Annotated in this window: 13 protein-coding genes; 8 read left to right on the top strand and 5 right to left on the bottom strand. The window is 64.2% G+C overall.

Going from position 1 to position 19,382, the window contains the following annotated elements; genetic code table 11:
• Positions 1-32: 32 nt before the first annotated feature.
• The 3 genes from V6M87_RS12480 (at position 33) to V6M87_RS12470 (ending at position 4,098) form a co-directional block, all read left to right on the top strand.
• Positions 33-1,670, top strand: coding sequence for a Na+/H+ antiporter (locus V6M87_RS12480; protein WP_332876958.1), 1,638 nt, complete (start codon positions 33-35; stop codon positions 1,668-1,670).
• Positions 1,671-1,746: 76 nt separating this feature from the next.
• Entirely contained in the window at positions 1,747-2,901 is a 1,155-nt protein-coding gene (locus V6M87_RS12475; RefSeq protein ID WP_332876957.1) for a DNA topoisomerase IB, read from the top strand.
• A gap of 564 nt (positions 2,902-3,465) precedes the next feature.
• Positions 3,466-4,098, top strand: a complete 633-nt coding sequence (locus tag V6M87_RS12470) for a PEP-CTERM sorting domain-containing protein (protein ID WP_332876956.1) — start codon at positions 3,466-3,468, stop codon at positions 4,096-4,098.
• A 57-nt stretch (positions 4,099-4,155) separates the two neighbouring features.
• On the opposite strand, the gene pncB is transcribed toward V6M87_RS12470, so the two are convergent.
• From pncB to V6M87_RS12450, 4 genes are all read right to left on the bottom strand, one after another.
• Positions 4,156-5,385: a nicotinate phosphoribosyltransferase gene (pncB, locus tag V6M87_RS12465; RefSeq protein WP_332876955.1), complete on the bottom strand. Its 1,230-nt coding sequence runs from the start codon at positions 5,383-5,385 to the stop codon at positions 4,156-4,158.
• Positions 5,382-5,894, bottom strand: a complete 513-nt coding sequence (locus V6M87_RS12460) for an SET domain-containing protein (RefSeq protein ID WP_332876954.1) — start codon at positions 5,892-5,894, stop codon at positions 5,382-5,384. Before V6M87_RS12460 ends, pncB begins: the two co-directional genes overlap by 4 nt.
• A gap of 98 nt (positions 5,895-5,992) precedes the next feature.
• A complete protein-coding gene (locus tag V6M87_RS12455) occupies positions 5,993-6,490 on the bottom strand; it encodes a VOC family protein (protein WP_332876953.1) in 498 nt (165 codons plus the stop codon).
• A 25-nt stretch (positions 6,491-6,515) separates the two neighbouring features.
• The gene (locus V6M87_RS12450; protein ID WP_332876952.1) at positions 6,516-8,186 is read right to left on the bottom strand and encodes an AMP-binding protein; all 1,671 of its coding nucleotides are present in this window, start codon (positions 8,184-8,186) and stop codon (positions 6,516-6,518) included.
• A 172-nt stretch (positions 8,187-8,358) separates the two neighbouring features.
• On the opposite strand from V6M87_RS12450, the gene V6M87_RS12445 reads away from it, so the two are divergent.
• From V6M87_RS12445 to V6M87_RS12425, 5 genes are all read left to right on the top strand, one after another.
• On the top strand, positions 8,359-12,390 hold the full coding sequence (locus V6M87_RS12445) for a Pls/PosA family non-ribosomal peptide synthetase (protein ID WP_332876951.1): 4,032 nt from the start codon (positions 8,359-8,361) through the stop codon (positions 12,388-12,390).
• Positions 12,387-12,953, top strand: a complete 567-nt coding sequence (locus V6M87_RS12440; protein WP_332876950.1) for a 4-phosphopantetheinyl transferase — start codon at positions 12,387-12,389, stop codon at positions 12,951-12,953. The genes V6M87_RS12445 and V6M87_RS12440 overlap by 4 nt, the downstream gene beginning before the upstream one ends.
• A complete protein-coding gene (locus V6M87_RS12435) occupies positions 12,941-14,182 on the top strand; it encodes a metal-dependent hydrolase (RefSeq protein WP_332876949.1) in 1,242 nt (413 codons plus the stop codon). Before V6M87_RS12440 ends, V6M87_RS12435 begins: the two co-directional genes overlap by 13 nt.
• Positions 14,179-14,787 (top strand): isochorismatase family protein, encoded by a 609-nt coding sequence (locus V6M87_RS12430; protein ID WP_332876948.1) that lies wholly within the window; start codon positions 14,179-14,181, stop codon positions 14,785-14,787. The genes V6M87_RS12435 and V6M87_RS12430 overlap by 4 nt, the downstream gene beginning before the upstream one ends.
• 126 nt (positions 14,788-14,913) lie before the next feature.
• Positions 14,914-17,016: a putative bifunctional diguanylate cyclase/phosphodiesterase gene (locus V6M87_RS12425; protein ID WP_332876947.1), complete on the top strand. Its 2,103-nt coding sequence runs from the start codon at positions 14,914-14,916 to the stop codon at positions 17,014-17,016.
• 20 nt (positions 17,017-17,036) lie between these two features.
• Here the strand turns inward: V6M87_RS12425 and V6M87_RS12420 are convergent, their stop codons facing one another.
• Complete coding sequence (locus V6M87_RS12420) at positions 17,037-19,196, bottom strand: metallophosphoesterase (RefSeq protein ID WP_332876946.1); 2,160 nt, start codon at positions 19,194-19,196, stop codon at positions 17,037-17,039.
• Between the last annotated feature and the right edge of the window lie 186 nt (positions 19,197-19,382).

The raw sequence follows: 19,382 nt of genomic DNA, 5'->3' as shown, positions 1-19,382 counted from the left end.
TGTTATGATGGCGTTTTGTCAGGGAGACCCGCATGGCGTCGCTTGAGTTAGTCCTCGCCATGTTGCTGGCAGTTGTCGCCAGTGGTTACCTGGTGCGCATGCTGCCATTCGCGCTACCGCTGCCGCTGGCGCAAATCGCGCTCGGCGCCGTCATCGAAGGCGTGTTCCAGCACGGCGTCACGCTCGAGCCCGATATCTTTTTCCTGCTGTTCCTGCCGCCGCTGCTGTTCCTCGATGGCTGGCGCATTCCAAAACAGGGCCTGTTTCGCGACAAAGCCGTGATCCTCGAACTGGCATTCGGTCTGGTGCTGTTCACGGTGGTGGGCGCCGGCTTCATGATCCACTGGCTGCTGCCGATGCTACCCCTGCCTGTGGCGTTTGCGCTGGCCGCGATCGTCGCGCCCACTGACCCGGTGGCGCTGTCGTCGATCACCAAGCGCGTGCCCATGCCGCGCCGGCTGCTGCACATCCTGGAGGGCGAATCGCTGCTCAACGACGCCACCGGCCTGGTGTGCTTCCGGTTCGCGGTGGCCGCCGCGGTGACCGGCCAGTTCTCGCTGGCCACCGCCTCGCTGACCTTCATCTGGGTGGCGCTGGCCGGCATTGCCAGCGGCGCTGCGGTGACGGCGGCCATCGCCGGGATCCAGCGCTTCCTGGTGCGGCGCTTTGGTGAAGAGTCCAGTTCGCCCATCCTGATCAACCTGCTCACGCCGTTCGGCGCCTACCTGATGGCCGAAACCATCGGAGCGTCCGGCATCCTGGCGGCGGTGGCCGCCGGCGTCACCATGAGCTATGTCGAACTCAATGGCCGCGCGCTGGCCACCACCCGCGTGCAGCGCACCGCCGTCTGGGACACCGTCCAGTTCACCTTGAATGGCGTGATGTTCGTGCTGCTCGGCGAACAGTTGCCCGACATTGTCGAGGGCGCGATCGGCGAACCCGGTTCGGCCGCGGCCATCCACCCGTTCTGGCTGGTCACGAACGCGCTGGCCATCAGCCTTGGGCTGATCCTGCTGCGCTTCGTCTGGGTCTGGGTGTCGCTGCGGATTTCGCTGTTCAAATCGCGCGCGCTGGGGCAAGCCGAGACCCCGAAGCCGCGCGTCCGGCTGGTATTGGCCACCTCGCTGGCCGGCGTGCGCGGCGGGATCACCATGGCCGGTATCCTGACGCTCCCATTCGTGGTGGCCAGCGGCGCGCCCTTCCCGGGCCGCCACCTGGCCATTTTCATGGCGACGGCAGTCATCGTGGTGTCGTTGGTACTGGCCAGCGTGGCGTTGCCGCGCCTGCTGCGCGGGCTCGAGCTGCCCGACGCCAGCCCGCTCGATGCGGAGGAAGACCTGGGCCGCCGGGCAGCGACTCTGGCCGCCATCGCCCGGCTCGACAGCATCGAAGAGCGGCGCGACCACGGCCATGAATACGCCGCCATCCACCAGAATGCCCTGTCCCACATGCTGGCAAACTACCACCACCGCCTCGACGGCAGCGCCGCCAACAGCGGCGACCGCGACAAGACCCGCGTGGCCGATGACACCGAACAAACATTGCGCCTGATGGCACTGCAGGCCGAGCGCGATGCCCTCACGGCGCTGATCAGGGAAAGGAAAATCTCGGACGAAACCGGGCGCAAGCTGATTCGGGAAGTGGACCTGATCGAAGCCCGGTATCGCTGAGTTTGCCCGAAGGTTAAGCCCCGAACAGTAGCGGCGCGCCAGCCGCGTAGGATCTCCTGCAACTGAAGGAGAGACAATGCAGAACGATTCATTTGAAGCCACTAACGCCATCCCCAACGCCGATCCGCCGGCCGCCGCCAGGGCCGCCGGGCTGCGCTATGTAAACGACACCAGGCCGGGCATGCGCCGCGAAGGCAAGCAATTCTTCGATGCCGCCGGCGCCGCTGTCACGGATGGCGCGACGCTGGCGCGCATCAAGTCGCTGGTCATTCCGCCGGCCTGGACCGATGTCTGGATTTGCCCGCAAGCGAATGGCCACCTGCAAGCGACCGGCCGCGACGCGCGCGGCCGCAAACAGTACCGTTACCATGCGAAGTGGCGCACCGTGCGCGACGAGGTCAAGTACGAGCGCATGCTCAATTTCGGCAACGCCCTGCCCGCCATCCGCAAGGAAGTCGACCGCGCCCTGAAACTGCCAGGCCTGCCGCGTGAAAAAGTCCTGGCGACCATCGTCTATCTGCTGGAGGCGACGATGATGCGAATCGGAAACGAGGAATATGCTCGGACGAATAAATCGTTCGGGCTGACCACCCTGCATAACCGCCACGTCAAGGTCGACGGCAGCGCCATCGCTTTCCGTTTCCGCGGCAAGAGCGGGGTATTCCACGACATCGAACTGCATGACAAGCGGCTCGCGAAGATCATCGCGCGCACGCGCGAGCTGCCCGGCCAGGAACTGTTTCAGTACCTCGACAAGGAGGGCGAACGGCACAGCGTCGACTCGTCCGACGTCAACGACTACCTGCGCAGCATCACCGGCGAGGAGTACACGGCCAAGGATTTCCGTACCTGGTCGGGCACCGTGCTGGCTGCGCTGGCCTTGCAGGAATTCGAGAAGTTCGATTCCGAGACGCAAGCGAAGAAGAATATCGTGCGGGCCATCGAATCGGTGGCGGCCAGGCTGGGCAACACGCCGTCAATCTGCCGCAAGTGTTATGTCCATCCGGCCGTGCTGGAGGCCTATTTGGAAGGCAATGTACTCGATGCCCTGCGCGCCAGTTCCGAACACGCCATGGTGGCCGATTTGCACGCCTTGACCCCGGAGGAAGCAGCGGTGCTGGCGATGCTGCAGCAGCGCTTGCGTAATGCGGTGCAACCGGACAAACCGCGCAAAACGCGCCAGACCGGCACCGGAAGCCGGCATCGACAAGCTGCGTCACGCGCGACTTGACCCGCAAGAATCCGCGCAGCAATGTTGTCTTATTGCATATTATGTGAAAGATCTGTCGGATATTTTTACACGGGCAAATTGCCGTCTATTGCAACGATTCCAACTGATTGCTTTTAAAGCAAATTATTTTCTCTATGCCCCGGGATTCTTCCTGGAGAATCAAAAGCCTATCAATCTGGTCAACTCTGCATAGCAAATGAATCACACATTTCGCCAACTAGTTGGTGGACGTGAAAGATCCTGGGCGGCGCGCCGCGTCAGGCCCAGCGCAGCAGAGTTAAAAAAGCAACACCTTGCGTGATGGTCACACGCGCACACGCAGAGCGGCATGCTGGCGCATCGTAACGTTGGACCGATGACAGCAACTTTTTTTTGCTGAGGCATGTTCTGGGTCGTCAGATTGCGGCGAAAAATGTGACAATTGTCGAAATTTCTTACATAAAATTATGTTGAATTTCCACTAAACTTTATAAGTTCTTGATTTCAATATAGATTTCTCCTTGGAAATGCTTGGCACGCCGATTGCTCTTATCGCCGTATCGCCTCATTCACCCTGGATAAATCATGAACAACACCCTGCGCAGCCTTCTCCTCAAATCCGCCCTGGTTCTCTCGGCCTCGGCTGCCCTGTGCGCCAGCGCCACGGCAGGCGTGCTGACGACCAAGGTTTCGGTCGACAATGGTTTCTCGGCTTACCTGTCCACGACGAACAACACCCTCGGCACCACGTTCAGCAGCGCCAATGACTGGTACACCGTCACCCGCGGTTCGGTCACCCTTGGCACCCTCGCCCAGTATTACCTGCACATCGCCGCCTACGACCAGGGCGGCGTCGCTGGCATGCTCGGTGCGTTCTCGCTGGCTGACAGCGGCTACCATTTCGCCAACGGCACCACATCACTGCTGACGGGCTCGAACCTGATCACGGCCAACACCACCGGTTTCACCGGTGCCTATACCGCGACCACGAGCTATGGCGCGAATGGCGTTGCGCCATGGGGCAGCCTGGCCGGCATCAGCAGCAGCGCGCAGTGGATCTGGTCGGGTAACAACGATTTCAACGACAGGAGCTATTTCACGATCGCGATCCTGAAGGATGCCCCATCAAACGTGCCGGAGCCAGGTTCGCTGGGCTTGCTGGGCCTGGGGCTGCTGGCCTTGACGCGCGTGGCGAAGAAACCGGGCAAGGCAAAGTAAGCCAGTTACGACGTCGCCTCCATGACACCCGCCTTGCGCGGGTGTTTTCATTGCTGCCTACTTGAGCGGCACCGTCACCGTCTCCGCCGGCCGGTGAAACACCTGGCGCAGGTAGGCCAGGAAAGTCTCGTCGTGGCACATGGTCTTGCCCGGCGAATCGGACAGCTTGGCAACCGGCTGGCCATTACAGCGCACCAGCTTCATCACGATGTTCAGGGCCTGGTGCTGGGTGTCATTGGTCAGCTTGGTGCCAATGCCGAAGCCGCACACGACGCGGTCGGAGAAGTGGCGGTACAAGTCCATCGCGCTGTCCATCGTCAGGCCATCGGAGAACACCAGGCGCTTGGTGCGCGCATCGATGCGCAGTCTGGCGTAATGGCGCAGCGCCTTTTCACCCCATTCGACCGGGTCACCCGAATCGTGGCGCAAACCGTCGAACAATTTTGCAAAGTACAAATCGAAATCGTCGAGGAAGGCGTCCATGCCGACCACGTCGGTGAGTGCCGTGCCCAGGTCGCCGCGGTATTCCTGCACCCAGTCTTCCAGCGCCGCTTTCTGAAAATCGCGCAGGCGCACACCGAACGACTGGAACGCCTGCAGGTATTCGTGGGCCATTGTGCCGATCGGCACCAGATTGTATTTCTTGGCCAGCCAGACGTTGGACGTGCCCTTGAAATAGGCCGGCGCCTCGCGCGCGAGGGTCGCCACCACTTCATCCTGCCAGGCGCCGGAAAAACGGCGGCGCACGCCGAAGTCGAAGAATTCGAACGGCGAGCGGCGCATCGGCTCTTTGGCAAACGCGCGCAACTGCTCGAGTTTTTCGTTCAGCCGTTCGCGCGCCACTGCCAGCGCCGCGGCCTGGTCGACGCGGCGAAAGTACAGCTCGTTGACGATGTACAGCACGTAGATTTCGAAACCCATGACGTGCACCACCGGGCCGCTGACGCGGATCGTCAAGTGGGGTCCATCGGTGCCGACGGTGATGAATTTACGCTGGAAGCGAAACACCGTCAAAAAGTCGGCGAAATCGCTTTTAATGAAACGCAGGCCGCGCATGTACGCCACTTCGTCGTCAGCGAACGACAGGGAACACAGGTGGTCGAGTTCGCGCTCGACTTCGGCCTTCAGTTCGGCCAGCGGAAACGCCGGCGTGTTGCGGCAGTTGAACTCGTACTCACCGTGCGCGTTCGGATGGCGGTGCAGCAGCGCTTGCCACATGGTGAATTTATACAGGTCGGTTTCAAGCAGGCTGCGCACGACCGGCTGGTAGGCCACCGGGGCGCTCATGCCTTCCCCTTGCGTTTTTTCGGGGCCAGCATGGTGCCGCTGCAACTCGGGGCGCCGCAGCGGCAGGCGAACTGTTTTTTGACCGCGGCCGTATGGCGCGCGTCGTACACCAGGGCGTAGTTGTAATTGAGTTCGTCGCCGGCGTCGATGTTGTGCAGCGCGTGGATGTACACGCGGCCGGCATCTTCGTAGGCTTCGCAATTCGGTTCGCATGCGTGGTTGATCCAGCGCGCGTCGTTGCCGCGTCGCCCGCCATCGATGACGCGGCCGTCGGCAAGTGTGAAGAAGAAGGTGTGGCCAACCGGCCCGCCGCCATCGAGCGCGCGCTGGGTTGCCACGTCCCATTCGATGCGCTCGCCGCGGTATTCAATAATCTTTTCGCCCGCTGCAATCGGGCTGCGGGCGAATACGCCGTTGCCATGCACGGGTGACTTGCGCACTTCGTAAATGGGGAGCTTGCTGCTGGCGGGAAGTTTGGCTGGCGCGGACGGTGTGGACAAGGATGTCATCGGGAGGCGGTGGTGAGGGCTGGTTTTATCATCATACCCATATTGCAAGGGGCGCGTTGCATCACGCGCCCCGGCAACTGGCCGCGCATTCCCGTTCGTCAAGGCGTCACCGCTGCCTCCAGGGCCGCCAGGTCCAACTTCTGCATGCGCAACATGGCGCTCATGAGCCGCTCGCGGGCGCCAGGCACGGTGCTCATCATGAGGGCCCCCATGGCGCGCGGCACCACTTGCCACGACAGCCCGAAGCGGTCCTTGAGCCAGCCGCACTGGCGCGCCGCCGCATCGCCGCCGTCACCCAGCCTGTCCCAGTAGTAATCGATATCGGTCTGGTTGTCGCAACTGACCTGGAACGAGAGCGCCTCGGAAAAGGTAAATAGCGGCCCGCCGTTCAGGGCCGTGAAGGCCTGGCCATCAAGCTCGAACGCTGCCACCATCACACGCCCCGGCGGCTGGCCGTGGATTTCGCGCCCGGCGTCGCCATAGTGGGTGACGGAGGTCACCCGCGAATTCGGAAAGATGCCCACATAAAAATGGGCAGCTTCTTCGGCCTGGTCGTCGAACCACAGGCACGGGGTGATCGTCCTGACAGTCGGCATTGCTGCGCTCCTTTCGAATCGAACACTAGCTGCATTCTTCCTCGCGAAACTCCGTCGTGCTGGCGCCTGCGCGGCTCTCTTCCTGGCGGCGCAACTCGACCCGGCGGATCTTGCCGGAGATCGTCTTCGGCAAATCCGTGAATTCGATCCGACGGATGCGTTGATAAGGCGCCAGCCGCGCGCGTGCAAACGCAAAAATTGCTGCTGCCACGTCGCGCGACGGCGCCACGCCAGCGCGCAACGTGATGAACGCTTTCGGCACCGACAGGCGCAAGGCGTCCGGGCTCGGCACAATGGCGGCCTCCAGCACAGCGTCGTGCTCGATCAGCACGCTTTCCAGCTCGAACGGGCTGATGCGGTAGTCGGACGATTTGAACACGTCGTCGTTGCGCCCCACATAAAAATAGTAGCCATCGGCGTCGACCAGGGCCGTGTCGCCCGTATGGTAGTGGCCGTCGCGCATGACATCCGCTGTCTTTTCTTCATCCCCCTCGTAACACAACATCAGCCCCTGCGGCGCGGGGTCGAGCAGAACGCAAATTTCGCCCTCGACGGCCGGCGCATCGTAGGCGTCGAGCAAGGCGATGCGGTACCCCGGCAGCGGACGCCCCATCGAACCGGGTTTCAGCAATTGCCCCGGCGTGTTGCCAATTTGCGCCGTGGTTTCGGACTGGCCGAAGCCGTCGCGGATGCGAATGCCCCACGCCCGTTCTACCTGTTCGATGACTTCCGGGTTCAAAGGTTCCCCGGCACCGACCAGTTCACGCAGCGGCAGCTTCCAGCCGGTTAAATCTTCCTTGATCATCATGCGCCAGACGGTCGGTGGGGCGCACAGCGAGGTCACGCCGCAGCGCGCGATCATGCCCAGCGCGCCGGCCGCGCTGAAGCGTTCGTAGTTATAAACAAACACGGTGGCGCCCGCATTCCACGGCGCGAAAAAGCAGCTCCACGCGTGCTTGGCCCAGCCGGGCGAGCTGATGTTCCAGTGCACGTCGCCCGGCTGCAGGCCGATCCAGTACATGGTGGATAAATGGCCCACAGGATAACTCTGGTGGCTGTGCAGCACCAGCTTGGGCTGCGCGGTGGTGCCGGACGTGAAATACAGCAGCAGCGGGTCGCTGGCCAGCGTGGCGCCGTCAGGTTGAAATGCCGCGCCTGCATCGCCCGACGCCGCAAAATCGTGCCAGCCGGCCACAGGTGCTCCCACCGCAATGCGCGTGTAATCGCCCGCGACGCCAATGAACTTGGCGGTCTCCGATGATTGCACGATCACGTGGCGCACCTTGCCGCGCGCCATGCGGTCGACCAGGTCGGCGCTCGCCACCAGCATGGTAGTCGGCACCAGCACCGCACCGAGTTTGATACCCGCCAGCATGGTCTCCCACAGCTCTACGCGGTTCGGCAACATCAGCATGACGCGGTCGCCGCGCCGCACGCCCAGCGCCCGCAAATGGTTCGCGACCTGGTTCGAGCGCGCCGCCATGGCGGCGTAGCTGATTTTTTGCTCGCTGCCATCGTCGGCCACCACCCACAGCGCGGCGGCGTTGTTGCCGTGTGCCTGCACGTCGAAATAATCGAGCGCCCAGTTGAATTCATCGAGTTCGGGCGCATGGTAATCGCGATAAGCCGTGTCGTAGTCGAGCCGGTGCTGCTGCAAAAAATCGCGCGCCGCGACGAAACGCTGGGTGGGTGTCATTGCATGATCTCCTTGTTTGTTTTTTTGTCTAGCATACGCCGCTTGCGCGCTGTGAGGCGCTGCGCACACCCAGGAATATATCTGGTGTGCGCCCTTATTACCCAAGGAAATGTTGTACGCTGTCGTCCATGTATCAAACTCAATTTCCCCTTAGTTATTTCCTCTGCCGTCGATGAACGATCTCTCCCCAGAAGTACGGCACGCCGACATCCTGTACGGTCCGCAATGCCCGTCATTGCTGCGTGAAGAGATCCTCGCCGATTTGCTTGAAGCGAGCGCGCAGCGCACGCCGTCACAAATCGCTCTGGTCAGCGGCACGCGCCGCATCAGCTACGCCGAACTCGACCAGCTGGCCAGCGTCGCGGCCTCGCGCCTGATCGCGGGCGGCGTGCAACCGGGCGCGATGGTGGGCCTGTGGATGCCACGCGGGATCGACCTGCTGGTGATGCAGGCGGCCATCGCCAAGGCTGGCGCGGCGTGGTTGCCAATCGATGAAGACACGCCGGTCGAGCGCCTGGCCGTGTGCATGGACGATGCCGCCGCAGTCGGCGTGGTCACCAGTGCGGCTTTCGCGCCGCGCCTGGCCACACCGTGCTGGCAGGCGGAAACCCTGCTGGCGCCGCTGGCGCCGGGCGAAGTCGTGCAGGTGCGCGGCGCCGTTTCGCCCGACCTGCCCGCCTACGTCATTTATACGTCCGGCTCGACCGGCAAGCCGAAAGGCATCCTGATCAGCCAGCGCAGCATTTGTCACTTCTTGCGCAGCGAAAACCAGGTGCTCGGCGTGCAGGCCAGCGACACCGTCTACCAGGGCTTTTCGGTGGCCTTCGACATGTCGTTCGAAGAAATCTGGATCGCCTACCTGGTCGGCGCCACGCTCTGGCTGGGACCAAAAGAAAGCGCCGGCGACCCGGAAGCGCTGCCGCGTTTGTTGCAAGAAAACGGCGTCACCGTGCTGCATGCGGTACCGACCCTGCTCGCCCTGTTCAGCACCGACGTCGACTCGCTGCGCCTGATTAACCTGGGCGGCGAAATGTGCCCGGAGTCGCTGGTCGAACGGTTCTCGCGTCCCGGCCGGCAGATGTTCAATACCTACGGTCCGACCGAAACGACGGTGTCGGCCAGCCTGGCGACGCTGGTGCCGGGCCAGCCGATCACGATCGGCACGCCGCTGCCGAACTACGGGCTATTGGTCATCAGCGCCGAAGGTGAGAATAACGTCGATCCGGCCAGCGGGCTGGTCCTGCTGCCGCGCGGCCAGACGGGCGAGCTGTGCATCACCGGTCCCGGTCTGTCCGCCGGCTACCTGGGACGTCCCGACCTGACCAGCGAGAAATTCCTGGTCAACCCGTGGGCCTCTGGCATGCACGACGCGCGCCTGTACCGCACCGGCGACCTGGCGCGCATCGAAGACGACGGGCAAGTCAATTGCCTCGGCCGCACCGATGACCAGGTCAAGATCCGCGGTTTTCGGGTCGAACTGGGCGAGATCGAAACCCTGCTGGCGCAGCAGGAAGGCGTCGGCACCGTCGCCGTGCTGTTGCGCAAGGACGATGGCATCGACCGCCTGGTGGCGTATCTGGTCGCATCGAACTCGGCTGGCCCGAGCGCGCTGGCCCCCGCCACCTTGCGCGCCGCGCTGGCCACGCGCCTGCCGCCGTACATGGTGCCGAGCCGCTTCGAGCCGATGACGGTCATGCCACGCCTGACCTCCGGCAAGATCGACCGGAAAGCGCTCAAAGCGCTGCCGCTGTCGGTCCCGCTAGCCGCCGACGCGGCCGCCTCGGACCTGCCCGACACCCCGTTCGAGGAAGCCCTGTTTGCCGCCCTGGCGCACTTGTTCCCGGGCCAGGGCATCCGGCGCGAACTCGATTTCTTCAGCGACCTGGGCGGCCACTCGTTCTTTGCCGCGCGCCTGGCCAGCGCCCTGCGCGCTGACCCGCGCTTCGCCCACGTCACCGTGCGCGACATCTATCAGCAGCGCACCATTGGCAAGATCGCCGAGGTGCTCGGTGCGTCGTTCACGGCGGCGCCCCTTGAAGCAGACTGGACCCCGCCGCCAGGCTGGCAACGCTGGACCTGCGGCGTGGCCCAGCTGGCCGTGGTGCCGGCGCTGGTCACCCTGCGCATGGCCCAGTGGCTGGCGCCGTTCTTCACCTACCACTTCCTGACCGGTTCGCCGGGCGACTCGGTCGCGCTGGCCATCGGCGTCTCGATCCTCACTTTCCTGATCAGCACCATCGCGGAGTTTGCCGTGGCCATCGTCGGCAAGCGGCTCATTTCCGGCAATCTGCAAGCCGGTTCCTATCCGCTGTGGGGTCTCACCTACTACCGCTGGTGGCTGGGCGACCGCCTGATCGAATCGGCGCCATCGTATTTGCTGTCCGGTTCCTCGCTGTACAACTGGTGGCTGCGCGCACTCGGCGCACAGGTCGGCCACGACGTCGTGATCGGCTCGATCACGGTGCGGGCGCCGGAACTGGTCACGATCGGCAACAACGTCAGCATCGGCAACGCCGTCAATTTTGAAAATGCCCGCGTCGAAAGGGGCCGTTTGATCCTGGGGCCGATCGTGCTGGGGGACGACGCCAGCGTCAGTTCGTATGCTGTGCTGGAAGGCAATGTGGCGGTCGGGCTACTCGGTCACGTCGAGGGCCAGTGCGCGCTGGCCGATGGCACGCGCGTGCCCGATGGCCGCGTCTGGGCCGGTTCGCCCGGGCGCGACGCCGGTGCCTACACCAGCACCCTGCCGCCGCGGCCGGTCCCAAGCCGCCTGCGCCTGAGCGGCGAAGCGGTGTATTTCGTGTTCGGCATCATCCTGATCGCCACGCTGTTCTTCATGCCGGTGTTCCCGACCTTCGTCCTGATCGACTGGCTCGACGACGCCGACACCCTGCCCTTCCTGCTGGGCACGGATATCGCGTCGCAGCTGGCGCGCTATTTCCTGCTGGCCTTCCCGGCCAGCGCCGTGCTGATCGTCCTGACGGCGCTGGTCTCGGCCGGCATCCGCTGGGGCGTGCTGCCACGCCTGGAACCGGGTCGCTCGGCCGTGCACAGCAATACCTACTGCGCCAAGTGGCTGGTCAGCCACATCCAGGAATCGAGCCTGAACGTGTTGCACGGCATTTACGCGACCGTGTATGCGCCGTTCTGGTACCGCCTGCTGGGCGCGAAAGTCGGCAAGGATGCGGAAATTTCCACGGCGCTGGGCGTGGTGCCGGACATGCTGACGCTGGGCGACGAAACCTTCATCGCCGACGCCGTCATGCTGGGCGACGAACAGATCGATGGCGGCTGGATGACGATGCAGCCCACCGTGGTGTCGAACCGCAGTTTCGTCGGCAATGGCAGTTACGTCCCGGATGGCACCATCCTGCCCGAAGGCGTCTTGGTCGGCGTACACACCCATGCGCCTGCCAACGGCAAGATGCAAGCCGGCGACACCTGGCTGGGCTCGCCGCCGATTCACCTGCCGGCGCGCGAAACGGTGGCCGGCTATCCGGAGCATTTAACGTACCACCCGTCCCCGCTGCGCCGCCTGGGCCGCGCGCTGGTCGAAGCGTTCCGCATCACGGCGCCGCACGCGGTGGTCATCGCGGTCGGCTACACCGTGGTGCTGGACCTGATGCCGCTGGCCGGCTCCGGCATGTGGGGACAAGTGGTCTGGTACCTGGCGATTGTCGGCCTGGCCTATGGCGTGGGCAATTTCGTGGTGGTGCTGCTGCTCAAATGGCTGCTGCTGGGCCGCTATCGCAAGCGCGCCGAGCCGATGTGGACGCCGTTCGTCTGGCTGTCTGAAGGCGTGACCAATCTGTACGAAGGCATTGCGGTGCCGAACTTCATGCGCTACCTGCGCGGCACGCCGTGGTTGCCGCTGGCATTCAATTTAATGGGCTGCAAAATCGGCAAAGGGGTGTACCTGGATACCACCGACATCACCGAGTTCGACTGCGTGCGCATCGGCGACTACAGCGAACTCAATGCCCTGGCCTGCCCGCAAACCCACCTGTTCGAGGACCGCGTCATGAAGATCGACACCGTCGAGATCGGCAGCCGCGTCTACCTGGGCCCGCGCAGCGCCGTGCTGTACAGCGCGAAGGTGGGCGACAATGCCCGCCTGGGTCCGCTGACACTGGTCATGAAGGGCGAAAACATCCCCGCCGCCACCCGCTGGGAAGGCTGCCCTGCGGCGCCTGCGACAGCATGAGGACGCCAGTCCACTGGTGGCCCTTCACGGCACTGATCGCCCCTGAGGGGGTGCTCGTCATCGGTATCGAGGGCGACGGCGACCGCGCGCGCGCGCGCGTGCGCATCCGCGAAGCCATCCACGACGCCTTGCTGGCTCTCACGGGCAACGCCGTCACGCTGCATGGTGACAGCGGTGAAGCGCCGTGGGCGCTGGGCGCCGATGGCCAGCGCATCGGCTTGTCGATCAGCCACGAAGCGGCGCTGTCGATTGCCGCCATCAACCTGCACGGGCCGATCGGCGTCGACATGCTGGACACCCAATTGCCCGCCGATGCGCTGGCCGTCGCGCTCGACTATCTCGGGCCGGAGGCGGCGCAAGCCCTGACAGTGGCCGAACCGCAGGCCCGCCCTGCCGTCTTCACCGCGGCCTGGACCGACCACGAAGCGCGCCTGAAATGCCTGGGCATCGAACTGGGCGAATGGGACGCCAATCCCCTCCTGGCGCAATGCCAGGTGTTTGCGCTGGATTTGCCGGAAGGGCTGACCGGCACACTCGCCTTGAAAGTGTCATGGATAACCTGACCCATTCGATCATCGGCCTGGCCGCCGGTGAGCTGATTGATCGCGCCCTTCCCGCCGAACCCACCCCGGAACGCGCCCGGGCGCGCCATCGCCTGCTGCTGGTCACGGGCGCGCTGGCGAGTAACTTCCCCGACATCGACCTGGTGTTCATGCCGTTTTTGTCGCGCCCGCTCGGCTACCTGCTGGAGCACCGCGGCCACACCCACACCGTGCTTTTCGCAATCCCGCAAATGCTGCTGCTGGTCGCCCTGCTGTGGCTGCTGTGGCCGGCCGCGCGCAATCTGCTGCGGGTCAGCGCGGCTGCGCGCAAGGGCGTCGCCATCGCGGCAGGCCTGGGCTTGCTGCTGCACCTCGGCATGGATTATCTGAATTCCTACGGCCTGCATCCGTTCGCGCCGGTCGACGCCCGCTGGCTGTATGGCGACGTCCTGTACATCATCGAACCGGTGTTCTGGGTGTTGCTGGGCGTGCCCTTGATCCTGCAAATCCAGCGCCCGGCCGTGCGCATCGGCCTGCTTGCCTTGCTGGCAGCAATCCTGATCGGCTGCACGGCCGCCGGTTTCCTGTTATGGCCATCGCTGGCCCTGCTGGCCGTGGCGGCGCTGGCCGTGGCCAGGGGCCGCCGTGCGCTGCTGACCGGCAGCGTGCTGGCGCTGGCCTGGATCGGCCTGCAGGCGAGCATGAGCCAAGCAGCCAGAAACACGGTGGCAGCGCACCTGGCGCAGCAGGATGGCGCCAGCACGCTGCTCGATGCAGCCATGACGCCGTTTCCCGCCAACCCGGTCTGCTGGTCGTTTGTCAGCGTCGAGAGCGACGCTGCGCACGGCACTTACCGCCTGCGGCGCGGCGTGCTCAGCCTGGACGAATCCGTGCTGCCCACCAGCAGTTGCCCGCCCAAACTGGCCGGCGGCGCCGCGCCGGCCGGCGTGCCCGGCGTCGCCTTGTTCAGCAGCGTCCAGGCCAGCCTGGCTGATTTAAAACACCTGCGCCAGACCAATTGCCACGTCGACGCCTGGCTGCGCTTTGCGCGCATGCCCCTGGTCGACCCGGACAGCGCCACCGACCTGCGCTTCGGCAACCTGGGCGCGACGAATTTTTCCAGCATCGACTACGCGGCCCGCGCCGGCACACCCTGCCCGGCCTGGCTGCCACGCTGGGACCCGCCGCGCGCCGACCTGCTCGGACGTGTTACGCTGGAATCTTCACCTGCAAGGAGCCTGGCCCCATGAACCCGATCGCCCTGACCCCGGCCGACGCCCTGATCATCGTCGACCTGCAAAACGATTTCCTGCCCGGCGGCGCGCTGGGCGTGCCGCAAGGCGATGAAGTCGTCGCGCCGATCCAACAGCTCATTGATCTATATCAAAGCCACGGCTTGCCGATCTACGCCTCGCGCGACTGGCATCCGGTAGGACATTGTTCGTTCACGCAGCAGGGTGGCCCGTGGCCGATCCACTGCATTGCCGGCTCGGGCGGGGCGGCGTTTGCGGCGGCCATTCCCATTGAACAGTTCGCGCTGGTGATATCGAAAGCGACCACCGTGGAAAAGGATGCGTATTCCGCCTTCAACGGCACCGGCCTGGGCGAGCAGATGCGCGCGCGCGGCATCGCGCGCGTGGCCGTCTGCGGCCTGGCCACCGATTACTGCGTCCTCAATACCGCCCGCGACGCGCTGGCAGAGGGGTTTGCGGCGCTGCTGGTCGTCGACGCCATCCGCGCGGTCGAGGTCCACCCCGGCGACGGGGAACGCGCGATTGCCGCCATGCTGGCCGCCGGCGCGCAGCCGGTCCACGTCGATCAGGTCGGCCTGTGCGCGGAAACAGCTGAGCTGTAGGAATATTCTGAACCGGCCTTGCCGGTCACGATCTGGATCAAAGCGCGGGTTTAACGGTGCTACACTGGAGCGACTTTGCGTAGAAGAAAAAGCCCTACGTAAATTCGCTTCGTGGGGACCTGTGCGATGAGTGACGGCCGGCAAAACGCAGTGAGCGATGGCGCGCAGGCCGCGATCTCGCTCGACCTTCTGCTGCGCAATTTACCCGGCGCCGTGTACCGCTGCAATGGCGCTGACCGGTCGCGCTTTGCGTTTGTCAGCGACGGCGTGCACAAGCTCACCGGCTACGGCGCCAGCGCCTTCACCGGCTCCCCTGCCCGCAGATATGCCAGCATCGTCCATCCCGAAGACCGCGCCGCGGCCGACCAACAGCTCGCGGCGGCCCTGCGCGACCAGCGCCCGTTCCAGCTAAGCTACCGCATCCTCGCGGCCGGCGGCGAGGCGCGCTGGGTATGGGAACAGGGTGACGCGCTACGCGACGCGGCCGGCGAGGTGATTGCGCTGGAAGGCTTCATCGCCGACATTACGCGCCTGAAACTGGCCGACAGCCGCATGCTCGAGCAGGCCTCGCTGCTGGACAAGGCGCACGACGCGATCGTCGTGATCGACATGGATTGCCGCATCACCTACTGGAACAAGGGCGCCGAGCGCTTGTTCGGCTGGTCCGCACTGGAAGCGATCAACCGGCGCGCCGATGCGCTGCTGTCGCCCGAACTGAACACAGACCACGCCGCCTACCTGGCGTGCCTGACCGACGGCGAGTGGATCGGTGAACTCACACACGCGCGGCGCGATGGCACGCCGCTCGACACGGAAATGCGCTGGACGCTGCTCACGCCCGAGGCCGGCAGTACCAGCACGCAAAAAATCCTCCTTTCCAGCATCGACATCGGCGAGCGCAAACATAACGAAGCGAAGATGCACAGGCTGGCCTTCCTCGATGCGCTGACCGAGTTGCCAAACCGCTCCAACCTGCTCGATCACCTGCGCCAGGTACTGCTGGCAAGCACGCGCAGCGGCAAGATCGGCGCCCTGCTGTTCTGTGACCTCGACAATTTCAAGCAACTGAACGACACCCGTGGCCACGCCGCCGGCGACGAACTGCTGCGCGCCGTGGCCCAGCGCCTGCTGCACGCGGTGCGCGCGGTGGACCAGGTGGCGCGCCTGGGTGGCGACGAATTCATCGTGCTCATCGAGCCGGGCAACGAAACGTTCGAGGCGGCCGCGCACCAGGCCGAAGCGGTGGCGCGCAAAATTCTGCTGGCCCTGACGCCGTCCTTCCGCCTGGCCAACTGCGTGCACGATCTGTCGGCCAGCATCGGCATCAGCTTGTACAGCGGCGCCCAGAACACGGTCGAGTCGACCTTGCAGCAAGCCGATGTGGCAATGTACGAAGCGAAAAAATCGGGTGGCAGCGCCTTCCGTTTTTTCGACCCAGGCATGCACACCGCCCTGAACGAACGGATCGAACTGGAGAACGCGCTGCGCGAAGCGATCGCCAGGCAGCAGTTCGTGCTGCATTACCAGCCCCAGCTCGACGCCACCGGCCAGGTCACCGGCGCCGAGGCGCTGCTGCGCTGGCGCCGCGACGGCGTCAACCTCACCCTGCCCGACAGCTTCATCAAGACCGCCGAAGAAACCGGCCTGATCGTCGACATCGGCAACTGGGTGCTGGGCACCGCCTGCGCCCAGCTGGCGCAGTGGCAGCACCATGCCGAAACGCGCCGGCTGACGGTCTCGGTGAACGTCAGCGCACGCCAGTTCTTTGAAACCAATTACGTCGCGCGGGCGCGCCAGATCATTCGCGCCAGCGGCGCCGACCCGACCAAACTCAAACTCGAGCTGACTGAAAGTTTATTGGTGGCCGACATCGGCAACACCGCCGCCAAGATGCTCGACCTGAAAACGCTGGGCCTGCAGTTTTCGCTGGACGATTTCGGCACCGGCTACTCGTCGCTGACTTATCTGCGCAAGCTGCCACTCGACCAGCTGAAAATCGACCACAGCTTCATGAAGGACGTGCTCACCAATAACAACGACGCCTCGGTGGTGAAATCGATCATCGCGCTCGGCGGCAGCCTGGGTTTCCAGGTGGTGGCCGAAGGCGTCGAAACGCTGGGCCAGCGCGATTTTTTATCGGCGGCCGGCTGCTTCATGTACCAGGGTTTCTTGTACCAGCGCGCCATTCCGGGCGATGAGGTGGCCAGTTATGCGCAGGTGCGGCACTAGCGCACCTGCGTTTGCCTGCTTTAGTTGAAGCTCAAGCCATTGCTGTTAGCGTTACTGATCTTCTTGCCCTTCAGGTCGATCGTGAAATGGTCGCTCGGCTTGGCCGACCCAAGGCCCTTCATGATCGAAAACACCTGCTTGAACTGGTTCTGGAAGGCCACGTGCACCGCATTCTGGTCCGACGGCAGGTCGCCGATACGGACGATGGGTGCGGGATTGGCCGGGAACGCCGCCATCAGCACCTTGTACTGGTTCACGCGCGCCAGACCCATGTCGCGCAGGGCCAGTTCGCCCGCATACACGGTGCGGTGGAAGTCGCCGTGGAACTCGTAGGCCGTGATCTTCGCGAAATCATCCAGCTTCAGCCCGGCGGCGTTGGCCAGCAATTCGGCACGCACGGTTGCTGCCGCCCAGTCGCTGGCCAGGGTGGCCGCCGGGACCGCGGTGCCGGATGCGACGCCCGCTGCCGCGCAGTTGGCGGTCAAGGGCAGCACGCCAGGCGCATCCTTCAACTGGGCCAGCGTGACGCTGGTTTGCAGTTGCGACAGAATCAGCATCTGGCGCGCATTCAGGCTGGTGGCCGCTTCCTTCATCTCGCACGGCCAGTACTCGTCCATGAAGCGCAGGCGCGACAGCTCGCCGAAGTAATGGCGGGTGAATTCGCCGTACGACAGCGTATCGAGAATCGCGCGGTCCCAGCGCTTGGCCACATCGGCAGGCAGCGTGCTGCCGGTCAGGTAGCCATGTTCGACCTGGTAGTACGGAAACAGCTCGTTATAGCGCGGCACAGCCGTCAGCGGCACGGTCTGGACGTCGACCGTATCGATGTCCTTGTAGGTGACGATCTTGTACGCCGCGCCATACACGGCCAGCGACGGCGACTGGACGTTGGCCAGGTAATTGCCCGCAGCATCCGTGTAATCGTTGGTGCCGTTGAAGTGCATGTGGCCTCCGACGTGCAGGCGCAGGCCGGTGGCGGCGACGGCGGCGCTGGTGGCGCTGTCCGGCACGCGCGCGGTCTGGAACGCGCCCGACTTGAACACGGCTTTCATGGCGCCGGTCTGGTTGGCGTAAAAATCCATGGTCGGGTAATGCGAGAAGGCCATCAACTGCTTGCCCTCGGCCTTGGCGCGCGCCGAGACGGCCTTGATCCATGCCATCAGGTGCATCTTGTGCGTCTGGACCTTGTTCCAGCCTGCGTTGCCGGCGCCGTCGTAGCCCGAAAAGACGGTCGGATTGGCCGGGTCGAATTTCGCGTTCGGAACATACACGTTGGCGTCGATCGACAGCAGCCAGACACCCTTGACCGGTTCGACCAGGTAGCTGGTATCGAACATCTGCGCGCAACGGCTATACGCCTTGCCGAGCGCTGCTTCGCCGGCAGCCTTGTACGCGCCGCCCGAACCCTCGGCGCAAATTTCATAGCGACGGCCCGGCAGGGCCGACTGGGCGGCCGCCTGCGCATACGTGTAGGCGCCGCTGTAATTGCTGAACGGCGTTTCCCACAGCAAGTCGGCCTGGTTCGGCATGAAGCCGAAGTCGGCCAGTTTGGCCACCAGTTTTTCGTAGCCCTGCTCCATCAGCTGGTCGGTGCAGACCACCGCCGGGTCCTTGGCCTTGCAGGCGGCATTATTGGTGGCGAACACCTTCTGCTCCTTGCCGTCTTTCGTCAGAAAGTCGCTCTTGCCCGCTTCCATGTCGTCGAATGGCTCGTTCGGGTCGTGGTTGCCCGGGGCCAGGAAGAAGCGCATGCCCTTGGCCTGGTATTCCTTGAGGATGGCGGCGATGCCGTCGATGTTGATCGGCTGGGCGTCGTCCGAGTAATCGCCCGGCAGCGCGACCAGGCGAATGCCCTTGCCGTAGGCGTCGTCGAGCGCGGCGCGGAAGGCGAAATAGTTTTCGTTGAACAGGCGCGTGGACGTCAGCTGCGCGTACATCGTGCGAATGGTCGCGTTGTTGCCATCCTTGGTCGGGATACCGGCAAACGCCGCACTTTTGAAGTCGCCGTAGACGTTTTCGAAGTGGACGTCGGTCATGAAGGCGACGCTGGGATTGGCCGCCACGACGGGCGGCGCGACCACCACCGGGGGCGCCACCGCCGGCTCGGCGTCGTGGTCGCTGCTGCAGGCGCACAGCAGCGCCAGCACGGCCACGCAGGCAACAGAAAGGGAACGGGTCATGCACAACTCCAGTTGTAAATTTAATCAATTTTTACACTGGTCGATGACACGGTCATGACACCGTAACATCCCTTGTCAGGTGATCTCCTGCGCGAGCGTGCTATTTTTTTGGCGCTGTACCCGCTAGCTGTGGAAGACCCCGATAGCGGCTTTGAGCAAGGTCTCCGGAGAACGAATACGTTCTTG

It is taken from the genome of Massilia sp. S19_KUP03_FR1 (assembly GCF_036688685.1).
Lineage (GTDB): Bacteria > Pseudomonadota > Gammaproteobacteria > Burkholderiales > Burkholderiaceae_D > JALYUM01.
The sequence above is the reverse complement of the archived record's forward strand: the minus strand, read 5'-3'. Positions and strand labels throughout refer to the sequence as shown.

What these genes read in the sequence shown, in the direction of transcription:
- V6M87_RS12470 (WP_332876956.1), top strand. Translation starts at nt 3,466, where the DNA reads ATGAACAACACCCTGCGCAGCCTTCTCCTCAAATCCGCCCTGGTTCTC.
- V6M87_RS12440 (WP_332876950.1), top strand. Translation starts at nt 12,387, where the DNA reads ATGAGGACGCCAGTCCACTGGTGGCCCTTCACGGCACTGATCGCCCCT.
- V6M87_RS12480 (WP_332876958.1), top strand. Translation starts at nt 33, where the DNA reads ATGGCGTCGCTTGAGTTAGTCCTCGCCATGTTGCTGGCAGTTGTCGCC.
- V6M87_RS12430 (WP_332876948.1), top strand. Translation starts at nt 14,179, where the DNA reads ATGAACCCGATCGCCCTGACCCCGGCCGACGCCCTGATCATCGTCGAC.
- V6M87_RS12475 (WP_332876957.1), top strand. Translation starts at nt 1,747, where the DNA reads ATGCAGAACGATTCATTTGAAGCCACTAACGCCATCCCCAACGCCGAT.
- pncB (WP_332876955.1), bottom strand. Translation starts at nt 5,385, where the DNA reads ATGAGCGCCCCGGTGGCCTACCAGCCGGTCGTGCGCAGCCTGCTTGAA.
- V6M87_RS12420 (WP_332876946.1), bottom strand. Translation starts at nt 19,196, where the DNA reads ATGACCCGTTCCCTTTCTGTTGCCTGCGTGGCCGTGCTGGCGCTGCTG.
- V6M87_RS12455 (WP_332876953.1), bottom strand. Translation starts at nt 6,490, where the DNA reads ATGCCGACTGTCAGGACGATCACCCCGTGCCTGTGGTTCGACGACCAG.
- V6M87_RS12445 (WP_332876951.1), top strand. Translation starts at nt 8,359, where the DNA reads ATGAACGATCTCTCCCCAGAAGTACGGCACGCCGACATCCTGTACGGT.
- V6M87_RS12435 (WP_332876949.1), top strand. Translation starts at nt 12,941, where the DNA reads ATGGATAACCTGACCCATTCGATCATCGGCCTGGCCGCCGGTGAGCTG.
- V6M87_RS12460 (WP_332876954.1), bottom strand. Translation starts at nt 5,894, where the DNA reads ATGACATCCTTGTCCACACCGTCCGCGCCAGCCAAACTTCCCGCCAGC.
- V6M87_RS12450 (WP_332876952.1), bottom strand. Translation starts at nt 8,186, where the DNA reads ATGACACCCACCCAGCGTTTCGTCGCGGCGCGCGATTTTTTGCAGCAG.
- V6M87_RS12425 (WP_332876947.1), top strand. Translation starts at nt 14,914, where the DNA reads ATGAGTGACGGCCGGCAAAACGCAGTGAGCGATGGCGCGCAGGCCGCG.